The organism is Parapedobacter sp., from assembly GCF_053550995.1.
Genome location: NZ_JBMQOC010000112.1, coordinates 1 through 23,774 on the forward strand (window position 1 = coordinate 1; position 23,774 = coordinate 23,774).

Below are 23,774 nucleotides of genomic sequence, written 5' to 3' on the forward strand. Positions count from 1 at the left end.
CAAATCGTACCAATGGTGGCTCTCTGTAAGGGGCAATACGATGCTCTTGGTATCTCCGGCTTTCAAAGAATGTGTTTGATCAGGCTTTTTATACGCGTTGTCTTTAATATGAACGGTGGACATGGTACTGCCATTGTTCTTCAGCAGAAGTAATATGTTTCCCGTGGGATGGCCGTTGCGGGTGTCATAGTGGAGTTCAACGGCGAGGCTCGGAAAGCGGGGGCCATTGAAATGGCGATGGAACCCGTTGGGACCGTTGACCTTGATATCATAACCTTCTGCGTCGATGTTGAAATCGTCGGTAAGCCGATCGCCGGCAACGACGGCATACGAACGGATCTGGCCACGGTGATAAACGGTGTATGGCACGCCGGCACTTTCTTTCCCGAAGAAAGTGTTTCCAGCCGCGAGGCTCAACGTCAACCCACCTGCATTGGATTTCAAGTCGGCATACGGCTCATAGGGTAATGGCGATGCGGGTTTGATTCCCGGTTCCTGTCGTGGCATATGGGGTAAATTCCAAGGGCGCGTCTTGCCGTTTACCAGCTCATCACTTTCCATGTTTCGGAAACCGTTGGGGGCATCCCGGAATTGTGCCTGATGGATACCCGTCAGATAACTATCCCGCTGGATATACGGTAGGTTGCCGTCGTTGTCCTGCAGCTTGTCGGCGGGCAGGAATGCGGCGGTCAGGTTTCCACATATGGCCCGTCGCCATGCACTGATGTTATCTTCCTTAATGCTGGTATTGAACTTTTGATTGACAAAGGTTTCTAAAAACTGTAGGGTAGAGGTATGGTCGAACACTTGCGAGCATACACGTCCGCCTGTTGTCCAAGGCGAGGCGATGACCAACGGCACGCGGTAACCCAAACCCATGGCCGCACCGCGGGCGTCGTTCTTTTTTTTTCCCTCGGCCAGTTCCTGCTCTAGGGTAGTATATTCGATACGGGGATCGATGCCATCGGAACATTTGCCCGGGTCTTTTTTATATGGGTTTGGGGGTACGAATGGCGGGATGTGGTCAAAGTAACCGTCGTTCTCATCGTAGGTCATGATTAAGATCGTCTTCTTCCACACTTCAGGGTTTTTGGTCAGCGTATCCATGATTTCCGATACATACCACGATCCGTACCAAGGCGAGGTAGGGTGGTCCGAATACCTTTCGGCCGGTACCATCCAAGAAACGGTAGGTAAGGTCCCCGCTGCCACGTCTTTCCGAAATGCATGCAAAATGTCGCCCTTGGGTACCGTAAGCTCCTGTTCTTGTCCTGCCTCATCGGTATATTTCAAGACATCAAGGCTATGGAAATCGGGATCGTCCTGGTTGGTCGTAAAGGCTTTTTGGAAGAGGTTTTTTTCGGTTTCGTCGAGTTTGTCGAAATTTTCCGCTGCCCAGTGTCTTACTTCGCGCTGTGCTTTTGCCAAGGCGTCCGTCTTCTTTTCCAATGCCTTTTGGGCTTTTTGGTGCGCCTCGCTTCCCACTTCAAGCTTGGCGATTTTATCCTGAAGTTCATCGATCTCTGCCGGTAGCTCGTGCAGTTGGTTCCGGTAACCGATGAGATAGCGCGACGTAAACTGCACGTTATACCGTTCGAACCGTTCGAGTGGGTTACAGCCGAAATTGGCTAACCAAGAGCGCTCTTCGCCCACGAAGCCCCCGCCGCAGCTGACGTCGTTCTGGTATATCCGCCAGCTGATGCCTGCCTCTTCTAAGCGCTCGGGGAACGTTTTCCACCGGCCTTGTCCAAGGCCGAGGTCGTTCCGTATCCACCACTTACTGGTAGGGGTCTGTTCTTCCCTTATCGTACCCGTCCAAAAAAAGAAACGATTTGGCCAGGTACTTGTCATACCCGAGCAGAAATTCTGATCACAGACGGTGAATGCGTCGGCAAGCGCATAATTGAAGGGAATATCCTGGCGGTTATAGTACCCCATTGTAAGGGGAATCTTACCCAAATCGCCGCCTCTTCTTTTTGATTCGATCCAATTATCGTGTCCACCATCATTATAGGCATCTACCTGACTGGATCTGGAATGTGGTACTGCACCCATCCATGTGGCTTTCGTTTCCCGCAGATTCAGTCGGAAAGGAGCGTAGGTATGGCCCTTGAGATCGGATTGGAACCAAACGGGGTTGCCGTTCGGCTGGGATATGAAGCGGGGGTCGTTGAATCCGCGAACGCCTTTGAGTGTCCCAAACGCGTGGTCGAACGATCGGTTTTCCTGCATCAGGATGACAATATGTTCTGCATCCAGGAATGTACTCCCCGGTGTTGGCGGTATCGCCAATGCGCGCTGGATGGCTGGCGGAATACCGGTCGCCATACCCGTGGCTCCGGCCAGTAGGGTCAATTTTTTTAAAAAATCTCTTCGGTTTTCCATCGATTCATCTCTTTTTGATTCCTGTAGTCCCTGGATATGGGATCTGCGGCAACAGGGCCGGAGTATTATACGTCCAATAATAGGTACAGGCCAGCGGCAAGCGCTGCCCCCACCAGCGGGCCGATAACGGGCACCCAAGCGTATGACACGTTGAATGCCGCTTTATCTCGTATGGGCAATAAGGCATGCATCATGCGGGGTCCCAGGTCACGCGCCGGATTGATAGCATAACCAGTGGTACCGCCTAACGCCAAGCCGATGACCCACACCACGAAGGCAACCGGAATAGCACCAATGGATCCGAGCCCAATCGGCGTAACCTGGTCGGTATCGCCCAACTGAGCATCCGTGAAGTAGAAAACAGCAAACAGGAGTACGAAGGTACCCACTATTTCGCTGATGAGATTCACGGGTAAATTTCGGATCGCCGGCGCGGTACAAAAAACCGCTTGTTTGGCACCGGCATCGTCCGTCGCTTTGAAATGATCCTGATAGATTAGCCACACCACGAAAGCACCGCCCATGGCACCGATGAATTGAGCCAATACGTACCACAATGCATCGACCGTATCGATGGTTCCCACCATCCACATCGCTAACGTGACGGCTGGATTGAGGTGCCCGCCACTGTAGGGTCCGGCGATGACTACGCCCACAAATACGGCGAGCGCCCATGCGGTGGTAATCACAATCCAGCCACTGTTATTTCCGTTGGTGCCTTTCAATACCACGTTGGCAACCACGCCGCCTCCCAGCAGGATGAGGAAGCCCGTGCCGAGGATTTCTGCAATGAATGGTGTCATATCTTATCTACTTGATTTTATTTAAACGTTTTTGCCGTTTCCACAGCCTTGTGCCAGCTGCGGGTTGCTGATTCGGCATCGTACGAAGAGTCGGCAACGAATGTGCGGTCCACTTGCCACTGGCTTTGGATTTCGTCGGTGCTTTTCCAGAGCCCCACGGCCAGTCCGGCCAAATATGCGGCCCCAATGGCCGTTGTTTCCGTGATCTTTGGGCGCACGACTTTCGCTTTGAGGATGTCTGCCTGGAATTGGAGCAGCAGGTTGTTCGCGGTAGCGCCGCCGTCGACACGCAGCTCCTTGATCTCGGTTTGTGCATCGGCTTCCATCGCCCGGAGGATATCTGCCGTCTGAAAGGCAATGCCTTCCAATGCGGCACGTGCAATATGCGAGGCGTTGCTGCCCCGGGTGAGCCCAACGATGGTCCCCCTTGCGTAGGGATCCCAATGCGGGGCTCCTAAACCGGCAAATGCCGGGACGAGGTAAACGCCGTCGGTGTTTTGTACCTTAGCCGCCAGCTCTTCCACATCAGCCGAATTCCGGATGATACCCAAGCCATCACGGAGCCATTGTACAATGGCTCCGCCGATGAAAATACTGCCCTCAAGCGCATATTGCACCGTGTCTCCAAGCTGCCAAGCGATGGTAGTGACCAGGTTATTTTTCGAAAGCAACGGCTTTTCGCCGATGTTCATCAACATGAAACATCCCGTACCATACGTGTTCTTCACCATGCCGGGCTGGGTGCATAACTGGCCGAAAAGGGCCGCCTGTTGGTCGCCTGCGATACCGGCAATCGGGATGGTTGCCGCTAGGATATTTGCGGCGGTCTCGCCGTAGACTTCCGATGAACTCTTCACTTCAGGCAACAGACTGCGGGGGATTTCAAATAAGTCCAACAGTTCATCGTCCCACGAAAGGGTGTTGATGTTGTAAAGCATGGTGCGTGATGCGTTGGTCACATCGGTGACATGCTTTTCACCGCCGGTTAGGTTCCAGATCAGCCACGAGTCTACCGTTCCGAAAGCCAGTTCACCGTTTTCAGCTTTCTCGCGGGCACCTTCCACCTGGCTTAGCATCCAGTTGATTTTGCTGGCAGAGAAATAGGCGTCGATAAGAAGGCCTGTCTTTTCTCTGATGGTGTCGGCATGGCCCTGTTTCTTTAACGAATCGCAGTAGCTGGCCGTACGCCGTTCTTGCCAAACAATGGCCGGGTGTATCGGTCGACCGGTGGCCCGTTCCCAAATGATGGTTGTTTCCCGTTGGTTGGTGATGCCTATCGCGGCGATGGAGGATGCCTTTAATCCAGCTTTGGCCACGACCTCAGTGGCTACGGAGAGCTGGCTTGACCAGATTTCCTGTGCATCGTGTTCGACCCATCCTGATTGTGGATAATACTGTTTGAATTCCTTTTGGGCCAATGCCGCGATTTTTCCCTCTTGGTCGAAGATGATAGCGCGCGAGCTCGTGGTCCCTTGGTCTAATGCTAAGATATATTGGCTCATAATTTCAATTTACTGATTTCGGATTACCTCACCTTGTCTTGTTTTTCTTGCTTCGCAATAGTATATGCATTTGGATTTACACGGTTCATAAGCACTGCAAGAGCTGCCAAAGCTAAAAAATGTTTGACTCAAAACAAAGTACAGCCGTGCCTGGCGCCATATAACCAAGCCGGGACACTGTCGGCCGATACACCATGCTTATCATTTCAAGACCGTGATGAGGATGTCGTCTAAAAATATGCGGTTTTTATTGGGATCGGCATCACGCAGATCATAATCACCACCCAAAAACCAGACTTGCGTCTCGGCAGTGGCCCCGGTGATGGTGAATGTGCGCGTTGTTTCGGGGGCTAACCAAATCTCGGTACAGTTTGGATCGAGGTCATAATTGGGCCAGTTATCGATAGCAAACGTTTCTGTATTGATCGTGCCGGGGCCAACCAAGCCTACCTTGAGTACGGTACCATCCCTGGTGCCACCGGCGGTTTGGTAAGGAACCGCTTTAAACGATACCTGCAGATTCTGTGTACCCTCCACTGCAGCCAGTTTCGGACTGAGTATATCCGCTCCGTAATTCGTTTTGCCGAGTTTCACAAAACCGTCACGGGCATAGGTAGAGGGAATGTTGTCGGCCGATGGCTTGTGCCAAGACCATCCTTTTTCCATCTCAGTGTCGGTCCATTTATCTATTCGGGTTTCGCCGCTGGTCGTGTAAAAAATGGAACTTCCGTAATTCAACCAGTTGAAATCCTCATAGAGGATGATTTGCATACCTGCCTGGCTGACTTCAAACAAGTCGGGAACCTGCTCGCCATTGAGGTAGAAAATGAGATTTGCTGTACGGGCATTAGGTGTCGCATTTAAATCGACCGTCACGGTTACGCCCTGGTCGAAGCTTCCTGTCATCGGTTCGATGGTTAGCCAGTCCGCATCTTCTGGGATCTCTATTTTCCACTCGCCGGTAGAGCGGACAGTATATCGCCCATACAGGCCCTCTTCGGGCACTTCTAAACGTTCCATCCCGTCGAGATTTAAATAAGGATCGGCGGTTCCGTCTTCTTGTTCACGCGCTGCCTGATCGATCCGCAACACGGTATTCTTTCTACCGCCATCGACCACAAAGGTGAGCACCGATTCCCGAGCTTCCAGCGTTGTGTTCCGGTCGACCGTAACCGTAAATGTTCCGTTGCCGGTTCCTGCCATGGGTTCGATCTTGATCCACGGCTCGTCGCGTAGGGGCTCAACTTCCCATGCCCCGGGAGTCTGTACGGTAAAGGTCTGGGATTCGCCCTGTGCGGAAACGACCATTTCCGTCGGGTTGTCTTTCAGTGAAAACGGGGTGCCACCGCCGTCTTCCTTTTCGCAGGAAGAAAAGAATACTAAGATGCCCAAGCATAACACGTTTAAGGACGTAATCAACACCTTTCCTAGTTTAGTGTAATCAGTTGCTTTCATTGTTGTGATTTTAAGATAATCAGTTTATGGTGTTACCTCATGAGGTACTCCAGTTCTTTAGGGCGGACCATCTGCTCGGTGTATACCCTTCCGAGACCGTCCGTAACGGTAATCTCCAATGTACTGGTGGGCGATGACGCCTGCACCTTGAATAAGTGCGACGATTTCGCCGTTACAAAATCTGCCGTGGGTACCGCATTGGCATCCAACCGTTTTGCAGTATACGATATGATGTGCAGCGGGTCCCGCGCGTGTACCCGCGTAACGGGTAGCTGGTTGCCGTTTTCAGCTACGGTAACGGTCCAATCGGTATCGTAGTTCCATACATTGATCAGCACCTCGTTGCGTTGGTTTTGATCAGCATATTCCACGGCATAGGTATTCCACGATGTACCGGTGTATGCCGGTGCATAGACATCTTTCGTGATGTGGACCTTGTTCAGGTCATAAGCCCTGAATTGATAGTCTTCGTCATATCCGATGCTTTTATACGTCCATTTCAGGTCCCGGTGGTCCGCTTCCCATATTTCATACCCGCCGGGTGTGCCGTCCTTGCAGATGTGGTTGTTGGCCAATTTGCCTGTCCACCACCAAGTGGCACATACCACGCCAATATTATGTTCCAAAAGCGAGGGTGAATAACGGATGTTGTAATTCATGTGGGTGTGCCCGGTAAACACGTGCACCGTATCAAAGGCACTCAACACATCGATCAGTTCCTGCCCATTGGTCAACCGGATCCTTGGGTTTGCCGATTCGCCGCTTTCGATGTTCGGATTTGATGCGAGCTGAATATGCATCGCAACGAAAATCGGCGTACTTTTATCGGTAATCATATCGAGATCCTTGACCAACCAAGCCATCTGTTCGGCAACGATGGTACCATTATAGTTGCGGTTATTGGTGTTCAGGTATTCGATGTTGTCAAGAACCACATAATGTACCTTCCCGATGTTGAATGAATAATAGGTAGGGCCAAGAATGGTGCGGAACCTGTCGGAAGTTTCCCAATCGCCCGTCTTGGCCGGGTTGTTGTCGTGGTTTCCTATCGTATTGAATACCGGCGCATTGATCTTATTCATTTCCTGGAGATAATCGGGCAGGGAATAATTATTCGATTGCCAATAGGTATCCCAGGTCATGTCGCCCAGGGTCAATGCATACACCTTCTTGCCCGCCTGCTCGTAGTGGCTGATGGACTGGTTCACGTCGGCCAGGAATCCCGATTGGAATTGACTGACATCTTGGTTTCTGTTGGCCAGGTGCATGTCGCCCAACACCATGACCACGTGGTGATTGTTGTCGACGGGGGTGAGCTCGAAATCCATGATTTCCACAATCTGTTCGGCCCGGGCCAGCCGATTGAAAAACAGCGGCAGGCGCTCATCGGTTGCGACCTCGTAGTTTGCCGGGATAGACACGAAAACATAGCCGTTCTTCTTTGCCGATGGCAGGTAATAGACTCCCTCGGCATCTGTTTTCGAAACCGCGTAGCCGTCCGAGACCACCACGCCGGCTAAGCCCGCACCGGCGGCGTAGACGGTACCTTTTACCGTCATCCCGGGTTGGTCGGGGATCGTGGCGTTAAAGACAACCTTCAAGTTGGTAGCACCCAAATACAACGACTCCGTACCTCTGGTTACGTAGATTTCGTACCGGACCGAATGGAGCGTGTCGGGCAGTACCACAACGGCGGCATAGTCGGTGACACTAGTGGTTTCCACGGTAACTTTCTCGTGGTTGGTGCCGGCTACCGGCTGAAAGACAATCCTGTCACCCGTGGCGAACCCGACCCCCGCGATGGTAAGCGCCATCCCCTTGGATACGTCCGTCTGGAACGGGAAGGACACATCGGTCACCTTGAAGGTGTCCTCGCTGTCGTCCGGTTCCGGCGTTTCATCGGGTTTGGTCGGCTCGGTTGGCTCCTCCGGTAGGGACGGCTTTTTGCAGCTCCCCAGGTTGAGGGTCAACCCCAGGCCAGTGACAATAGTGCCCTGTATAAAAGCACGCCGGGTAAAATGGTCTTTCTTTTCCATTTATGCTACTTGACCTGCAACTCCACGCGTTCTTTCATCGTCATGGTGACGCCATCTATCGTATATTCGTACGACAATAGAAACACGTTGGTTTCTCTCCCGAAAGCCTCTTCGACCTTAAATATATTCGGATACTTGGGGTCATTGTTTAATTGCACAACCGAGATGTCCTTATATGGCTTGATGGTCACGTTGTTGAATTCGTCTACTTCCAATATAATGGATTTTTTTTCGATTGTTGATACTTTCGACTCGTATAATTCATTGCCGGCGATCATCCGTACACTGTTATGTGTCAATGGAAAAAGCTCTTTATTGGCAGCCACAGGTATGTTGCCGTCTTTGATCCCCGTCATCGTATACATGGAATTGGTGATCTGGGAAGCGTACTCATTTTCGAACGATACCTGATAGAGCACGGTGTTTTTTGTAGGATTAATCTCCACGTCCGCGATATTGGTAGCCTTTAACCCGATAAAATAGGTCGAGTCCGGAGATAGGCCTTCTGGCCGCAGCTTGATCATGGTTCGTCCCGTACGCTCACCAGCTTTGATTACGATCTTGTCGTCAAGAAGCTCGTACTTGTCGGCGGGCACCAGTTTGGCATACAATTCTTCCGCCGCATCAAAATTCGACCAGTTATATTCTTCCAAGGGCGCGGGATCTTCCTCCAAGCCAATCACCAGATCCTTTTCAGGGGCATGGGTACCGCCGACAGAAGCGGCTACATACCCGATGATTTCGTCTCCGGTCAATTGCACGACCTCTCGAAAAACATTGTGATCGTCGCTACTAATTAAGGAGACCTCGTTTTTATACATTTCCTTTTCGAACACTTCATTGTCCTTGCAGGATACGAGCACTGTACTCAGTGCAAGCATTGCTATATAACCTCTTTTCATTTTTTTTCTTTTATCGTTCATTCCTAATTATAGCCCGGATTTTGATCGACCGAAGGCAATCTTCTCAATTCGGCACGCGGTAACGGCACCCAATTGGCTCTTTTATTGACTTCTCTGGTCAGGAACGAGGAGGTGCCCGGAATGACACGCCGGTAATAGGCCTCTTTGGTCGCGCCGTCTGGGTTCATGCCCATGATCGGCTCACGTTCGGTTTCCTCGTAGATGCCCCAACGACGGACATCGTAGAAACGTCTGTTTTCCCACAGAAACTCAATCATGCGTTCCCGTTCGATTTGCTCCTGTAGTTCCGCTTGATTGGCAAGCTGGCTTGCCGATAAGCCGGGCAGTCCAGCGCGATAGCGGACGGCATTGAACGCACCTTTTATCTCATCAATATTGCGGCTCAGGGTATATGATTTGTCACCCAACTGGACGGTGTGGCTGCCGGTCAGGTTGCTGAGTGCCTCGGCATACGACAACAGGATCTCGGCATACCGGATGATGGCGTAAAATTTGGGGAGTTGCCGTGCCCCCGTTCCGTTTTTAGCGTCATAGGGGTGAACCCATTTTTTGATGATGTACCCCGTAATCGGATAGTTGGGAGAGTTCGCGCTAACGCCGCCACGGCCATCCAGATCCTGGAAGTAGTATTTAGCGGTGTGATTATAAAGCGTTGTGGAAGACAATGCCTGCCACACCGCTTCGTTGAATCCGACGGATGCGTAAAAGCGCATCTCCCGGTTGGCATACATCTTATACACACCCGCATTGAGCGGGTATCCCGAGAAGCTCTTCGATTGTTCGGTAAAGAGGTCTTCAAAAGTGCCGCCGGCGGGCAAATCGCTGACTTGCTCGAAATACGTGTCGCCACGGGCTTCTTGTATGGTCCGACCATCATTCATCAGGTAGGCATCGACGACTTTCTGCGTTACACAGAAGCGCCCCCAACCGCCGAGCGTTGGCGGAAGAGCGCCCTGGTTGAGGTCGGTGTTGATATACGGAGCACTTCTCCCCCAAATAATCTCCGGATTGATGGCGGCCACGGATTCACCGGTAAAGATATCCGAATAGGACCTGAAGGCATCAATGCCGGCCGCTCCGTTAGGATAAGTGTTATAAAAATCGGGGTCGGAGGTAATACCGGTTGGCAGCGCAGGTGTTCGATCATCTGCGGGTACCGTATAGAGTTTGTATAATCCCATATCCATTACGCGTTTGGCGGCTGCTGCGGCGACGGCCCACCGTGCTTCGTCATATTCCTGGGAAACATAATGCACTCCGTCGGTCTTCCGTTTCCAATTGCCAAAGTAAGAACGGGCTGCGTCACCACCGTTATACAACGGGCTGGCGTGTATCAGCCGCAAACGGGCAACCAGCGCCAATGCGGCTCCTTTCGTCGGACGTCCAAAGTTCAGAAGCCCCACATCTGTCGGCATCAGTTGGGCAGCTTTTTCCAACTCGCCACAGGTGTAGTCCATCGCTTCGTCGTAGGTAGACCGAGGCCGGTCATAGTATTCCATGGATTCGTTCGTGTTGAGCACTTCATCGCCTAGCAATATTGGAGGACCGTAATCCACCAAAATATTGTAGTAGGCATAGGCCCGTATGAAGCGGGTATACCCTTCGATCCGTTGCCGATCGAGTGTGGTCATATCGAACGGCTGCTCAAGGTTTTCCAAGATCAAATTGCATTTCCGGATGATTTTGTAATACCTATTCCATTGGTTGAGTCCGCCCAATTTATCCGGTGTAATGTTTCCCGTAGCAAAATCCATCCCGTAATAGATATTGGTGGTTCCGGCGCCTGTCAGTCCGTTGAATGCTTCGTCCGTCGCCATGGGCCCGGGCGTATAATTGCTTCGGATGGTTCGAGATTCATCATTGAACATGGCGGCTGCCCCCCACATATAGGCTTCCATATTCCGGGTGTTGCTGAATGCCGAATCGATGTTGAATTCATCATCGAAGTAACTGTCGATATTCAGGTAGTCCTTACAGGAAGTCATCATCGCAACCAGCTGAATGATCAGGGCTGCGCTCGCTATTCTCTTTATGATTATTGACGTTTTCATGTCGTTTATTTATGCCTGTCGCCTAGAAATTGATATATACCTGTGCCGAATACGTGGTCGGTATAGGGTATTTACGACCGTTCCATGCGGCTTGTTCCGGGTCAAAGATTTTCACGTTGTCCCATATATAGAGGTTGTTTCCCACAAACTGGAGATCCATTGAGCTGACACCTACCCGTTGCAGGAAGGCCGGACTGACGCGGTAACTCAATGTGATTTCCTGCAACCGTATGTAGCGTGCGTCGTCTTGCCAAAAAGTCGATAATTGCGTGTTGTTGCTGTTCTCGCCATATTGCAGGCGTGGGAAACGGGCATCCGGGTTTTCTGCCAACGCCGGGTCGATGCCGTTTTCGATGGCATATTCCAAGGGGATCCACCGATTTTCCGGATTGTTTGCCAACGTAATCACGTTACCTGCCGTACCGTTGTAAAAAGGCATATAACCCATCCCGTTAATTTCTGTGACACCCTTATATTCCTTAGGCATTCCTACATAGTAGAAAGGCGTTCTTCCGGTTCCTTTGAACAGCACGCCCAGGGATAGATCTTTATAGCGGAACTCGCCGCCAAAGCCAAACATCAACAAGGGATAATCGCTATGGGTTAAAGGTACTTTGTCTAACGGGTTGATCACGCCGTCGCCATTGACATCCTTGTATTTGATGTCGCCGGGCATGACCGTACCAAAGGTCTGTTTCGGACTATACCTGACATCGTCTTCGTCCTTGAATAGACCCAGGGCCTGATAGCCACGGATGGAACCGTATGGGAAGCCGTTGTATTCCAGGTACGGATATTCCATATAGGCTTGTTCCCAATTTTGCACCACGTTTTTAGAGTAGGTGAAATTACCGCGCACGGTGAAACCGAAGTCTTCATTAACCTGCGTGTTGTAGCTGATGTTTCCATCGGCACCGGTACTTCTCATCCGGCCCACATTGGCGTAGGGATTGGAAATGACCCCTACGTACTCCGGTACCTGCACCCGTTGTTGGAAAATACCGTTGCGCTGATCCCGGAAGAAGTCGATCACGAAATCGATCTTGTCGTTAAACAACCGGCCTTCAATACCGAGGTTGGATTTGATCGCCCTTTCCCAGGCCAGGTTATCCGCACCGATACGGGTTTCGCTGATGGTTTCTATACCATACACTCCCCATACGGTGCCGAAACCTTGATTGGCCTTCGTTAGGTATGGAAAACGGACATCGTTGATGATACGGTCGTTACCCACGGTCCCGTAGGATGCGCGGATCTTGAAATAATTGAGCCAAGGAGCCTTTTCCTGCATAAATTTGTAGCTCGTGGGCACCCAACCCACGGCAACCGATGGAAAAAAGCCGTACTGTCGGCCCGGTTGGAAGTTTTCGGAGCCGGTGTACCCAAAGTTGACATCCAGCAAATAGGTATCCCGGAACCCGTAGGTCAGTCGACTGGATACCCCTTGATAACGTAACGGAATAGCTGTTAAGTTGTTGGTGGCATCTTCGGTTTTTTTGGCATCACTGATGTAGTAATAGATCAATGCCGATGTGCGGTGGTCATCACCGAATTTCTGGTCGTAGTTGATCGTGGACTCTAAATGGAACTTGCGGTATTGCTGCGTTTCTTTACTGTAGTCCGCAGTTCTCTCCTGTACCGTTTCCTGGGTGATGAGCGATCCATCGTAGTCCCGACCCATCGCCTGATAGAGCGCCGGTTGTACCCATCTGCGCTCCTTAAATTCACTATGGATGTCGTAGGCACCCTGCACACGGAACTTGAGCCCCTTTAATATAGCGGAAAGATCTTGGTTCAGCGAGAGGGTCGTTTTGCCTTTGTACCACTGTTCCGAGGCTTTCCCGGTACGGTTAATCAGCACAGAGGGAGATGATAATCCGCCACTTCCCATGGCGGGCAGCATACCGTTGGAATATTGTGTGGGAACGGCTAACGGAGTGAGCGCTGACTGCGCACCCCATATGAAGTCGGTATTGGCCACACCGGGCTGATCCAGTTTGGATAAATATCCATCCGATCCCAGGTATACTTTGGTCGTTGGGGTCAAGTTAATGTCCAAGTTGATCCGGTACGTGTAGGTATCGAAGCCTACATTGGAGCTGTACGGACTGCTTTTGTCTACCTTGTAAGCGGCAGTTTCACTTTTTCCGCCCAAGCTCAGGAAGTAACGGGCTACATCAGACCCCCCACGTCCACTCATATAATAGCTTTGGCGCCAAAAGCTTTTGTTGAGGATTTCGTCCTGCCAGTTCACATCCGGATACATATCCGGATCCAATCCATCTTGGATGATGCCCAGTTCGGTTTCGGTATAAACAGGCGATTCGTTGCGGGCGAAAGCGGCCTCATTGGCCAATAGCGCATAGTCGTAAGCGCGCAGGTATTGTGGCAAGCGATTGAGCCGCGAAAGGGTGGTGTTGGCGCGGGCCGTGATCTGTATGCGGTCCACCGTACCTCTCTTGGTAGTAACCAATACCACGCCGTTGGCACCGCGTACCCCATAAACGGCGGTGGCCGACGCATCCTTCAGTATGGAGAAGCTCTCGACATCCGCCGGGTCTATGGTATTCAGATCACCTTCTAAACCATCGATGAGCACCAGGGCACTGGCATTGGCGCCGAATGTACCGATACCGCGTATCCAGAAGTCAGCGATGTTTTGTCCCGGTTCGCCACTGGCCTGCATCGAGATGACCCCGGCTGCCCGTCCGCCAAGCAGGTTGGTCATGGAAGGAGCCGGACTTTGGAGGTCTTTCACATCAACGGAGGTGATGGCGCCGACCGAGCTGATCTTTCGCTGCGTAGCACCTAGGCCGACCACGACGACTTCGTCCAGGGCCTCACTCTTGCTGGTGAGCGCGATAGACAGATCATTGGTCGATTCGATGGCCACATGCTCGAATGGTTCATAACCGACATACGAAAATACCAGCCGATCGCCATACTCCACGTTTATGCTAAACGCGCCATTGGCATCGGTTGACGTACCGGCGGTGGCCTTGTCTTTTACATAAATAGATACGGCGGATAACGGCTCGCCCGTTTCGTCGACCACCGTACCGGCAACCGTTAACTCCTTTGTTTGCTGTGCAGATGTTGCCGTGAGCCAAAAACACAAGGGTAACAGGCACAAAATATGAATGATTCTCATTGTATTAGACAGCTTTATTATTCAATAACTAATTTGCGGATCCGTGAATTGCCATAATCAGCAATATAGATATCTCCTTGTTCGTTGACTGCAACCCCCCAAGGGTTCCGGAACAGAGACTCTAGCGGACCTCCATCTCTGTAACCCGCGACTCCGGGTTGCCCTGCAACCGTCGTGACGATGCCGTCGGCCGATACCATACGGATACAATGGTTATTATAGTCCGCAACAAACATGTTTCCGTCGTTGTCAAACTTGATGCCTTTTGGGTAGTTAAATACAGCATCTTCGATCGGTCCATCGCGATGACCGCTACCGCCGACGGCATTGACCCGTTTGAAGCCTTCATTGATGTGTTCCGGGCGTAAATCCAGCATCATGAGCCCTTGTTTGAATTCATTCGGACTGGCATTTGAATGGAGGGTCATCCAAAGCTCCCAAGGCTTCTTGGGGTTAATACCCTGCCCATACTGCGATCCATACGGCCATTTTGAATCAGCGGCTTTCGACCCTTCGTGTACGAGGGTCGCTTCATAAGTTTCGGGATTTATCTTGACCACACTGCCATCGCGAGAGCGGGTATAGAGAAACCCATCATAGGGACTGAACGAGATAAAGTTCATATACTGGTCACCATTTGGAATTCCATGTTCAGTCGCGAACGACGCATTGCGCTGGCGGGGGTACCATCCCTCTTTCGGGTCGAAAGAGAAAAACACCTCAACAACCGATTCGTGGGAAACGGTCATCATGCCCGTCTTGCGGTCGACCGTTATGCCGTTGGCATACGGATAGGGGCTGCTCCCAGCCGTATACATGGAAGTCACGAGATTTTCTGCCTCACTGATCCGGCCCACACCATATTTCGAATCACCCGTGCCGTCCCGCCAGGTCATGAACAGGTTACCCTCCGCGTCCACTTCCAGGTACTTTGCACACACATGCGCTTCGTCAAGGGTTCCCGGCACGAATTCCCTGTCGCCAGAACCGGTGACCGTGGTAACCTGCGCTTGAGCAGTGTAAGTGAAGGTCTCCTCATAGGAGGCCGATTTTTCGCCGATAACCACCTTTATTACAGGGTCCTCACCCGGTAGACGCGGCACGATGGCATAAATCCGATTCCCGCTGGAAGAGACCACCGCCGCTTCCTTGTTATTAAAGAAAACCTGGATTTTACTGGCATCGCTTCCAAAGTTCTCGCCATCCAGCAGGATTTTGTCGCGCGCGCCGCCCTCCAGTGGCGAAAAGGACGTTAATGTAATCGGTACGTTCGGGTCGTGTTCCTTACGAATGGCTTCTCCTTCATCTTTACATGCGAAGAAAAGAGTTAAGACGGTTAATATACACGTCAGTAAATAGTAGCGCTTCATTGCATATTCATTTTTTGAAATTTTCAAATGGTTTTCGTTGCCGCAAGTATCGAGTTCTGTTGTTTATTTTTGGTTAACGATAAATCACGATAATGTGAATTCGGTGCAGTTGGTTTCGTTTATCTTCCATAAATACAGGTTTAATTTAAAAAGCAACCTTCTCCTGTCTGTTTAGTTTTTATATTGGTTTTAAATTAGTGTAATCGCAAAGTAACGAAATTAAAATGAGAAGTAAAAGAAATAAATTGAAATATTTTTAAACATTATTCGTTGAAATTAAACTTAATGAAACATAGAAGAACACCTCAGGCGCGAAATCGCGCTGATCCTGACTGAAACATTGCTTAAAAAAGTCTATATAAGCACTTAGATCCCTATTTTGTTGTCTGTTTTTTCATAATTGTTTATTTGGTGTCGTTATCTTTCACTTTTTGATGGGATGGTTTTATGAGGTACATGGCAGCGACATCGTGGTACCGCGCAAGCTGTTCAGCAATCCAATCTTGGCTTTTACCCAATTCGATTGCCATGGTTTCCGCCACCTTTGGGGCCATTTCGATGGATGCTTGCGCATTGAGGAAGAGTATCCTTAACCGTCGGGCTAAAACATCTTCGACCGTGCGCGCCATTTCGTGTCTAGTTGCCCAAACGACCTCTGCGATAATATGTTCGAAGTCGTTATGGAGCTTTTCTTGCCCCTGTTCGATGCTATCCGCCAGTAATTTTATCCGTGGCGCATCGCTACCGTATGCCGCCCAATGGCCAGTGTGCTGTTGCTCGGTATAACCATGTACTCTTGTTGTTTTCGTGCGGCAAGCCACCGATGGAAGCCCGGCGACCTCAAGGGCTTTATTCACCGTTTCTTCAGCCATTTTTCGGTAGGTGGTCCATTTCCCACCGGTAATGGTGATCAATCCGGAAGAGCTTACCATAAGTTTGTGGTCGCGTGATATCTCTTTGGTGGGATCGCGATCGTCTTCGGGTGCGGCCAGTGGGCGGAGTCCGGCAAAAACACTTAAAATATCGTCTTTTTTTGGGGCTTTGGTCAAATATTTTGCCGCAGTGTCTAATATAAAGGCAACTTCTGAGGTTGTGGGCTTGGGTTCAAGCGAGGGATGGTTAACCGGTACGTCTGTCGTTCCGATAAGGAGGTGTCCATGCCACGGTACACCGAAGAGTACGCGTCCGTCGCTGGTCTTGGGGATCATCAATGCTTCATCGCTTCCGAGAAAGGAGTGATCCAGCACAATATGGGTGCCTTGACTTGGTTTAACAATGGGTTTATGGTTGCCGGTGTCCATCATCAGCACATCGTCTACAAATACACCAGTCGCATTAATCACTACTTTTGCACTCAAATCGTACGAGACACCTGTCTCCATATCGGTAAAGCTTACCCCGTTAACTTTCCCTTCATTAGACTTTATTAAGCCGGTAACGCGGCAGTAGTTAATCAGTGCAGCGCCGTGGGTGGTGGCGGTTTGGGCCAAGTTTATCGCTAATCGGGCGTCGTCGAATTGCCCGTCGAAATAACGGACGCCCCCTTTGAGTTTATCTGATTTCAGGTTCGGGAAATGCTGTTGGATTTCGGCTTTCGTTACCGCGGTCGATTTGCCAATGCTACGGCGCCCTGCCAGCCAATCATAGAACTTAAGGCCGACAAGGTATTTGAGCTTGCTGAAGTACGAGTAACAAGGGATGATGAAGGGTTGTGTATGGGTGATGTGCGGTGCATTTGCGAAAGTAATCCCACGTTCCCTTAATGCATCATGCACCAATTTGAAGTCGCCCATGGCCAGGTACCGAACACCGCCATGTACCAACTTGGTGCTGCGGCTGGAGGTGCCTTTTGCAAAATCGTGTTGTTCCAGCAGGGCGACCTTTAAACCCCTCGTGGCCGCATCAACCGCTATTCCTAAGCCGGTCGCCCCGCCGCCAATCACCACGACATCGAATGGCTGGCCGTCGGCCAATTGTTTTAACGATGAAATTCGGTTTAAAAGCTGGAACTGCATAATCGCTGGTTTTCAATACGTAACTAATCGAAAGTTTTTAATACAAGAGCAAAAGTAAATGAAATTTTTCTAATAGCAAAAAATATCCTCTTCATCTTTGCGAAGAAATGATTATGTTCGTGCTTGAAAAAAATAGTAAGCCATATGAATAGCGTAGAACGACACCAAGCCATTCTCGGACAATTGCAAAAAAAAGGAACGGTAAATGTAATGGATCTTTGCAAAGAGCTCGATGTGTCATCCGTTACCATACGTAAGGATCTGAAATTATTGGAAGATCGGCAACTGCTTTTCCGCACACACGGTGGTGCGACCTTGATTAATCCCTATACGGTTGATAAAACCGTTTTCGAAAAAGAACGGATTCAGGCCACGGAAAAAACAGCCATTGCTCGGGAAGCGGCGGCAATGATCACGGATAACGATTCCATTATCATTGCCTCGGGGACTACTGTGCAGGCAATGGCCAGGGAAATAAAACCCATTGGTAATTTAACGGTAGTGACGTCTGCGCTGAACGTATCCGTGCAATTGATTAAGCACCCCAACATCGAGATACTGCAACTCGGGGGCATTCTCCGGAAGAGTTCCACGTCGGTGGCCGGACTTTATGCGGAACAGATCCTTTCGGATTTTTTCTGTAGTAAACTTTTCCTGGGAGTCGACGGGATCGATCTTGAGTTTGGGCTTACAACCACGAATGCACAGGAGGCCCACCTGAACCGCAAAATGATGGAAGTATCACAGAAAGTGATTGTACTTGCCGATTCTACCAAGTTCGGGAAACGTGGCTTCGGACGGATATGTGGCATTGAAGAGGTTGATCGGATCATTACCGATAGCGGTATCCCCCAGCATACCGTGAAGGCGTTGGAACGAGTAGGGGTGAAGGTTACCGTGGTTTAGCATACCATCTACCCACGCGGTAGCGCAAGGTGAACAGTTGTTGGTTGTCTAACGCGCCGGGAGTAAAATGGAAACTCAATGTGAACCGTCCCTCGAGCCCTTTATATTGTAGCGGCTTCCAACCCAAGTCGATCCGATTGTAGCGACTGGCGGTATAGAACCTGTCGCCATATACGATGGGTAGGCTTTCCCCGGCATAGAAGCTATTGGCTACGAAAACCTTTCGGTATTCCGCGTACAGTTCGGCAATGAACCCTTTTGGTATGCGCCAGTCGTAAACACCCCGGAGCCGGTCATAGGCGACCAGTCCCCCGCCACTTACATCTAAGGAATCTAAAAACGATATCGATGAGAGCGCAGCCCCGAATTTAACCATAGCGGCGCCATTGTCGCGAATCGGGTTTCGTTCGGTTTCATGGTCACCTTTACTTCGTGCATTATGCCAGAGGGTGATCTGGTGCGAAAAATACGCGAGGCCCATACGGATGTGGCCTGACATACCCGCTAGAAACTGTTCACGGTCGATTGCTGTTTGCCTGCTGGTCCAGTCGATCCAAAGCTGTTGGTAGGAGTTATTTCGGCTATATCGCCATAGCAGGCCTTCGACATTGGGGCGGTAATAACGTAGCGTATCATTAAGGATAGCCCTGTGGTATCCGGATAGTAGGCCTTCGCGCGGAAACATACCGATGTAGAAGTTGTGCCCCCGTCGTCTATAGTTGTAATAGATGGTTGGTAAGATACGGTCGGTCTTATTTCCCCGGGAACCGAATTCATGCATGTAATTGGCACCTACATGCAGGAAATGGCTGCTGTCTATTGAAAAATAAACTTCCGGTGCTATGCTGACACCAAGTATGGATTGGGAATACCTACCTGAGTGTGCATATTCACGGTTATCGGCAAAGCCGTGGAAGTAAACGTCCCAACCGATATCCTGTGCGCGTGTTACCAGGATAGACAACAACGCGGCGGATAGGAAGAATACACGACGAGCGATAACCATGATCAACTCCGGTGCAGTGAATCTCAGACCTCCAGCAGTAACCGTGCGGGATCTTCTAGCAGCTGTTTTACACGAACCAAAAAGCTTACCGACTCTCGGCCATCGATGATGCGGTGGTCGTAAGACATGGCTATATACATCATTGGACGGATAACCACCTGTCCATTTTCAGCTACCGGACGCTCAATGATATTGTGCATGCCCAGAATCGCCGATTGGGGGGAATTAATGATGGGAGTAGACATCATCGATCCGAATACGCCACCATTTGTAATCGTAAAGGTGCCCCCTGTCATCTCTTCAATGGTCAGTTTATTTTCACGGGCCTTCGTAGCCAGCTCAACGACCCGTTTCTCGATTTCATGGAGCGATAGCGATTCCGCGTTGCGGACGATGGGAACAACAAGGCCCTTTGGTGCAGATACGGCAATGGATATGTCCACAAAATTGCTATATACGATTTCATCGTTCTCGATACGGGCATTTACGGCCGGCCATTCCTTCAATGCAGTGCATACCGCTTTCGTAAAGAAAGACATAAACCCTAACCCCACACCATGTTTCTCCTTGAAGGTCTCCTTATATTTGGCACGGAGGTCCATGATGGGCTTCATGTTCACTTCGTTGAAGGTCGTGAGCATGGCGGTTTCACTCTTCACGGTTACGAGACGTTTGGCTATTGTTTTCCGCAGCGACGACATCTTTTCACGGCGTTCATCGCGTGTGCCGCTAACGCCGGTAGTGACCACGGCCGGCTTCGTTTGTGGCACTGAAGCATTTTCAGCGTCTTCCTTGGTAATTCGCCCATCCTTTCCCGTTCCGTTTACCGATGTGGGGTCGATACCTTTTTCACGGAGGATTTTGGCTGCGGCCGGTGAAGCCGTACCACTGGCATAGGTGGTGGTGCCGCCGATTTCCGGAGCGGGAGCGGCAGGCTGGCCAGTGGCCTGGGGTGTATCCGCAACCTTTTCGGGTTCGGTATCCTTGGTGCCATTGGCGGCTGCAGGCGCCTCACCCGCTTCAATGGTTGCCACTACGGCACCGATTTCGAGTGTGTCACCTTCCCGGGCCACTGTCCTCAAGACCCCCGCTTTTTCGGCGGGTAATTCGAACGTTGCCTTATCCGATTCCAATTCGGCAATGGTCTCATCCATTTCCACATAGTCACCATCTTGCTTAATCCATTGCGATAGAGTGACTTCCGAAATGGATTCACCTACGGTCGGTACTTTTATTTCTAAGCTCATATACGACTGTTTATTTTTCGGTTAATCTGCCTTAGCGGCCGTCTTTACACTTTTTTTCACATTGTCTTTCACTTCTGTGCCCGCCTTATCTTCAAACGAGCGCCCTACTACAGCAAGTTGTTGGGCAATGTGTTGCTTGGCGTATCCCGTAGCCGTACTACTGCTTTCCTTGCGGGATACGACGTCCAGCGTGATGTTCCGGTTCCGGAATTTCCGGCAGATATAGGGCCAAGCCCCCATGTTTTCCGGTTCTTCCTGCACCCATAGGAACTCACCGGCATTTTTGTATTTGTTACGTATGGCGCGGAGTTTATCCATAGGGGTGGGGTATAGCTGTTCCACGCGTACAATGGCCACGTCTTTACGCGTATCTGCCTGTTGTTTCTCCAACAGATCGTAATAGATCTTCCCGGAACAGAAGAGTACACGTTTCACATCGGCCGATTTTACGAAGCTATCGTCAATTACCTCTTGGAACTGCGACTTGCCGACAAAATCACTGATATCGCTGACCACTTTTGGATGGCGGAGCAAACTTTTCGGCGTGAATACGATCAACGGTTTGCGATAGTCGCGCTTGAGCTGACGGCGCAATACGTGGAAAAAGTTCGCCGGTGTGGTGCAATTGACGATCTGCATGTTGTTTTCGGCGCAGAGTTCCAGAAAGCGCTCTATACGGGCAGATGAGTGTTCCGGCCCTTGGCCTTCCAGGCCATGTGGAAGTAGCATGACGAGGCTGTTCGAGCGCCTCCACTTGGTTTCAGCGCTCGAAATATATTGGTCTACGATAATCTGTGCGCCGTTATAGAAATCGCCAAACTGGGCTTCCCAGATGGTTAGCGACTGCGGGTTTGCCAGCGCATATCCGTATTCGAACCCCAATACACCATATTCTGAGAGGTGCGAATTATAGATATTGAAGCGCTCTCCACCCTTGATTTGTTGCAAAGGGATGTATTCTTCTTCCGAGTCTTCCAGGGTAAGCACGGCATGGCGGTGTGAAAATGTCCCCCGTTCTACGTCTTGTCCGCTAACGCGCACTCGTGAACCTTCGTTGAGCAACGTTGCATAGGCCATCAGTTCGCCCATCGCCCAGTCGAACGTTTTGGTTTCGATCATTTTGAGCCGCTCGTCAAAGAGGCGCGAAATCTTTCTGAAGAATTTCTTGTCGGTTGGTAATGTACTGATTTCTTTGGCCAGTGATAAGAATACTTTTTCGGTGACACTGGTTTTGGTGGGCACGAAGATGTCTTCATATCTCGCTTTGCGGAGACCTTTCCATGCTCCGGAGTACATGGGGTTATCATGGGTGAGGTTCTCGTCTTCCTTGGAATCGTCCAATCGCTCTTGGAGCAGTTTGCGGAAGTCCTTTTCCATCTCCTTGGCCAGATTGGCGTCTACGCTCCCTTGCTCCAGTAGCTTCTTATTATAGATTTCGCGTGGATTGGCGTGTTTTTCAATGGCCTTATAAAGTAAGGGCTGTGTGAATTTCGGCTCATCCGCCTCGTTGTGCCCATACCTACGGTAACAAAGCAGATCGATAAAGACATCCGTATGGTATTTCTGGCGGTATTCAACGGCGAGATTGATTGCGTAAACAAGCGCTTCAACGTCGTCGCCATTTACGTGGAACACGGGCGATAACGTCACTTTGGCGATGTCTGTACAATAGGTAGAAGAGCGGCCGTCTTTGAAATTGGTCGTAAAGCCAACCTGGTTGTTTACGACGATGTGGATGGTTCCTCCCGTACGGAAACCTTCCAGTTTCGACATCTGGATGACTTCATATACGATGCCCTGTCCGGCAACGGCTGCATCGCCGTGGATCAGTATCGGTGCGATTTTCGTTGCATCGCCATCGTATTTCATGTCGATTTTGGAGCGCACGAGTCCTTCTACCACTGGATCTACGGTTTCCAGATGCGAGGGGTTGGGGACGAGACTGAGGTGCACCGTAGCGTTGTTGTCAGTGGTGATATCCGTAGAATAACCGAGGTGGTATTTTACGTCGCCACCAAAATCCTGTTCAGCCTCTTCAGAGTAGGTTTTGCCTTCAAATTCCGAAAAAATGCTTTCGTAGGATTTGCCGAGGATGTTGGTCAATACATTGAGCCGTCCTCGGTGGGCCATCCCGATCACAAACTCTTGGATGCCCAAATCGGCACCTTTTTCGATAACCGAGTCAAGTGCCGGGATCAGGCTTTCGGCGCCTTCGAGTGAGAAGCGTTTCTGGCCAAGGAATTTGGTGCCCAAGAAATTCTCGAAAACCACCGCTTCATTGAGCTTCTGAAGGATGCGCTTCTTGCGCTCCAACGGAAAATTAGGGGTGTTGCGTTCCCCTTCCATACGTTCCTGTAACCATTTTATTTTTTCGGGGCTACGGATGTATTTGAATTCTGCGCCGATGGATCGGCAATATGTGTCTTCGATCAACTGCCGGATGTCGCTTAGCTTCGCGGGTCCGAGACCGACTTCCACGCCGGCATTGAACACCGTGTCCATATCGGCGTCACTGAGGCCGAAGGTCTCCAGTTCTTTACCCGGGTAATATTTGCGCCGCTGACGTACCGGGTTGGTCTCGGTAAATAGATGCCCGCGATCCCGGTAGCCATTGATCATATTCAAGACGTTGATTTCCTTAAGTACATGATCGGGCGTGGCAGCACTACCGGTAGCAGCGCCATTTTGCCCGAAATCAAAACCTTCGAAAAATTTTTGCCAGCCAAAATCAATTGAATCGGGGTCCTCCTTATAGGCTTCGTATAACGAGTCGATGTAGGCCGAATCTGCGTTACTTAGGTAAGAAAGCTTGTCCATTTAGTTGTTTATGCAATACTGCGTCAAAGTTATAATTATTAAATCGTTTGCCATAGCAATACGCTACAATTTTGCGTCCAAATTTTAGCGATAGCCTATTTTTGGTG

At 50.5% G+C, this 23,774-nt stretch carries 14 protein-coding genes; 1 reads left to right on the forward strand and 13 read right to left on the reverse strand.

The annotated features are described in order from the left end of the window. From ACO1NT_RS14875 to ACO1NT_RS14920, 10 genes are all read right to left on the reverse strand, one after another. Window positions 1-2,385, reverse strand: a 2,385-nt coding sequence (locus ACO1NT_RS14875; protein ID WP_449049525.1) for a phosphocholine-specific phospholipase C, incomplete at its 3' end; no start/stop codon positions are given. 65 nt (window positions 2,386-2,450) lie between these two features. Next, window positions 2,451-3,188, reverse strand: a complete 738-nt coding sequence (locus ACO1NT_RS14880; RefSeq protein WP_449049526.1) for an MIP/aquaporin family protein — start codon at window positions 3,186-3,188, stop codon at window positions 2,451-2,453. Between the two features lie 17 nt (window positions 3,189-3,205). Continuing rightward, complete coding sequence (glpK, locus tag ACO1NT_RS14885; RefSeq protein WP_449049527.1) at window positions 3,206-4,690, reverse strand: glycerol kinase GlpK; 1,485 nt, start codon at window positions 4,688-4,690, stop codon at window positions 3,206-3,208. 201 nt (window positions 4,691-4,891) lie between these two features. Beyond that, window positions 4,892-6,145 (reverse strand): BACON domain-containing protein, encoded by a 1,254-nt coding sequence (locus ACO1NT_RS14890; RefSeq protein ID WP_449049528.1) that lies wholly within the window; start codon window positions 6,143-6,145, stop codon window positions 4,892-4,894. A 32-nt stretch (window positions 6,146-6,177) separates the two neighbouring features. After that, on the reverse strand, window positions 6,178-8,181 hold the full coding sequence (locus ACO1NT_RS14895; RefSeq protein ID WP_449049530.1) for a calcineurin-like phosphoesterase C-terminal domain-containing protein: 2,004 nt from the start codon (window positions 8,179-8,181) through the stop codon (window positions 6,178-6,180). Window positions 8,182-8,186: 5 nt separating this feature from the next. Then, the gene (locus ACO1NT_RS14900) at window positions 8,187-9,083 is read right to left on the reverse strand and encodes a BT_3044 domain-containing protein (protein ID WP_449049531.1); all 897 of its coding nucleotides are present in this window, start codon (window positions 9,081-9,083) and stop codon (window positions 8,187-8,189) included. Window positions 9,084-9,106: 23 nt separating this feature from the next. Further along, window positions 9,107-11,155 (reverse strand): RagB/SusD family nutrient uptake outer membrane protein, encoded by a 2,049-nt coding sequence (locus ACO1NT_RS14905; RefSeq protein ID WP_449049532.1) that lies wholly within the window; start codon window positions 11,153-11,155, stop codon window positions 9,107-9,109. A 22-nt stretch (window positions 11,156-11,177) separates the two neighbouring features. Next, window positions 11,178-14,306, reverse strand: coding sequence for a SusC/RagA family TonB-linked outer membrane protein (locus ACO1NT_RS14910; RefSeq protein ID WP_449049534.1), 3,129 nt, complete (start codon window positions 14,304-14,306; stop codon window positions 11,178-11,180). A 17-nt stretch (window positions 14,307-14,323) separates the two neighbouring features. Then, window positions 14,324-15,676: an IPT/TIG domain-containing protein gene (locus ACO1NT_RS14915; protein WP_449049535.1), complete on the reverse strand. Its 1,353-nt coding sequence runs from the start codon at window positions 15,674-15,676 to the stop codon at window positions 14,324-14,326. Window positions 15,677-16,080: 404 nt separating this feature from the next. Then, the gene (locus tag ACO1NT_RS14920; RefSeq protein WP_449049536.1) at window positions 16,081-17,691 is read right to left on the reverse strand and encodes an FAD-dependent oxidoreductase; all 1,611 of its coding nucleotides are present in this window, start codon (window positions 17,689-17,691) and stop codon (window positions 16,081-16,083) included. Between the two features lie 144 nt (window positions 17,692-17,835). Between ACO1NT_RS14920 and ACO1NT_RS14925 the strand changes: the two genes are divergently transcribed. Further along, window positions 17,836-18,597 (forward strand): DeoR/GlpR family DNA-binding transcription regulator, encoded by a 762-nt coding sequence (locus tag ACO1NT_RS14925; protein ID WP_449049538.1) that lies wholly within the window; start codon window positions 17,836-17,838, stop codon window positions 18,595-18,597. On the opposite strand, the gene ACO1NT_RS14930 is transcribed toward ACO1NT_RS14925, so the two are convergent. The 3 genes from ACO1NT_RS14930 to ACO1NT_RS14940 are packed head-to-tail and all read right to left on the reverse strand — an operon-like array spanning window position 18,584 to window position 23,667. Further along, window positions 18,584-19,603: a hypothetical protein gene (locus ACO1NT_RS14930; protein WP_449049539.1), complete on the reverse strand. Its 1,020-nt coding sequence runs from the start codon at window positions 19,601-19,603 to the stop codon at window positions 18,584-18,586. The two genes, ACO1NT_RS14925 and ACO1NT_RS14930, sit on opposite strands and share 14 nt — an antisense overlap. A 23-nt stretch (window positions 19,604-19,626) precedes the next feature. Further along, window positions 19,627-20,850 (reverse strand): 2-oxoglutarate dehydrogenase complex dihydrolipoyllysine-residue succinyltransferase, encoded by a 1,224-nt coding sequence (gene odhB, locus ACO1NT_RS14935; RefSeq protein ID WP_449049540.1) that lies wholly within the window; start codon window positions 20,848-20,850, stop codon window positions 19,627-19,629. A 21-nt stretch (window positions 20,851-20,871) separates the two neighbouring features. Continuing rightward, window positions 20,872-23,667, reverse strand: a complete 2,796-nt coding sequence (locus ACO1NT_RS14940; RefSeq protein ID WP_449049541.1) for a 2-oxoglutarate dehydrogenase E1 component — start codon at window positions 23,665-23,667, stop codon at window positions 20,872-20,874. Window positions 23,668-23,774 lie beyond the last annotated feature (107 nt).

Coding starts and splice junctions, on each gene's coding strand:
- ACO1NT_RS14880 (WP_449049526.1), bottom strand. CDS start 3,188: ATGACACCATTCATTGCAGAAATCCTCGGCACGGGCTTCCTCATCCTG.
- glpK (WP_449049527.1), bottom strand. CDS start 4,690: ATGAGCCAATATATCTTAGCATTAGACCAAGGGACCACGAGCTCGCGC.
- ACO1NT_RS14890 (WP_449049528.1), bottom strand. CDS start 6,145: ATGAAAGCAACTGATTACACTAAACTAGGAAAGGTGTTGATTACGTCC.
- ACO1NT_RS14895 (WP_449049530.1), bottom strand. CDS start 8,181: ATGGAAAAGAAAGACCATTTTACCCGGCGTGCTTTTATACAGGGCACT.
- ACO1NT_RS14900 (WP_449049531.1), bottom strand. CDS start 9,083: ATGAAAAGAGGTTATATAGCAATGCTTGCACTGAGTACAGTGCTCGTA.
- ACO1NT_RS14905 (WP_449049532.1), bottom strand. CDS start 11,155: ATGAAAACGTCAATAATCATAAAGAGAATAGCGAGCGCAGCCCTGATC.
- ACO1NT_RS14910 (WP_449049534.1), bottom strand. CDS start 14,306: ATGAGAATCATTCATATTTTGTGCCTGTTACCCTTGTGTTTTTGGCTC.
- ACO1NT_RS14915 (WP_449049535.1), bottom strand. CDS start 15,676: ATGAAGCGCTACTATTTACTGACGTGTATATTAACCGTCTTAACTCTT.
- ACO1NT_RS14920 (WP_449049536.1), bottom strand. CDS start 17,691: ATGCAGTTCCAGCTTTTAAACCGAATTTCATCGTTAAAACAATTGGCC.
- ACO1NT_RS14925 (WP_449049538.1), top strand. CDS start 17,836: ATGAATAGCGTAGAACGACACCAAGCCATTCTCGGACAATTGCAAAAA.
- ACO1NT_RS14930 (WP_449049539.1), bottom strand. CDS start 19,603: ATGGTTATCGCTCGTCGTGTATTCTTCCTATCCGCCGCGTTGTTGTCT.
- odhB (WP_449049540.1), bottom strand. CDS start 20,850: ATGAGCTTAGAAATAAAAGTACCGACCGTAGGTGAATCCATTTCGGAA.
- ACO1NT_RS14940 (WP_449049541.1), bottom strand. CDS start 23,667: ATGGACAAGCTTTCTTACCTAAGTAACGCAGATTCGGCCTACATCGAC.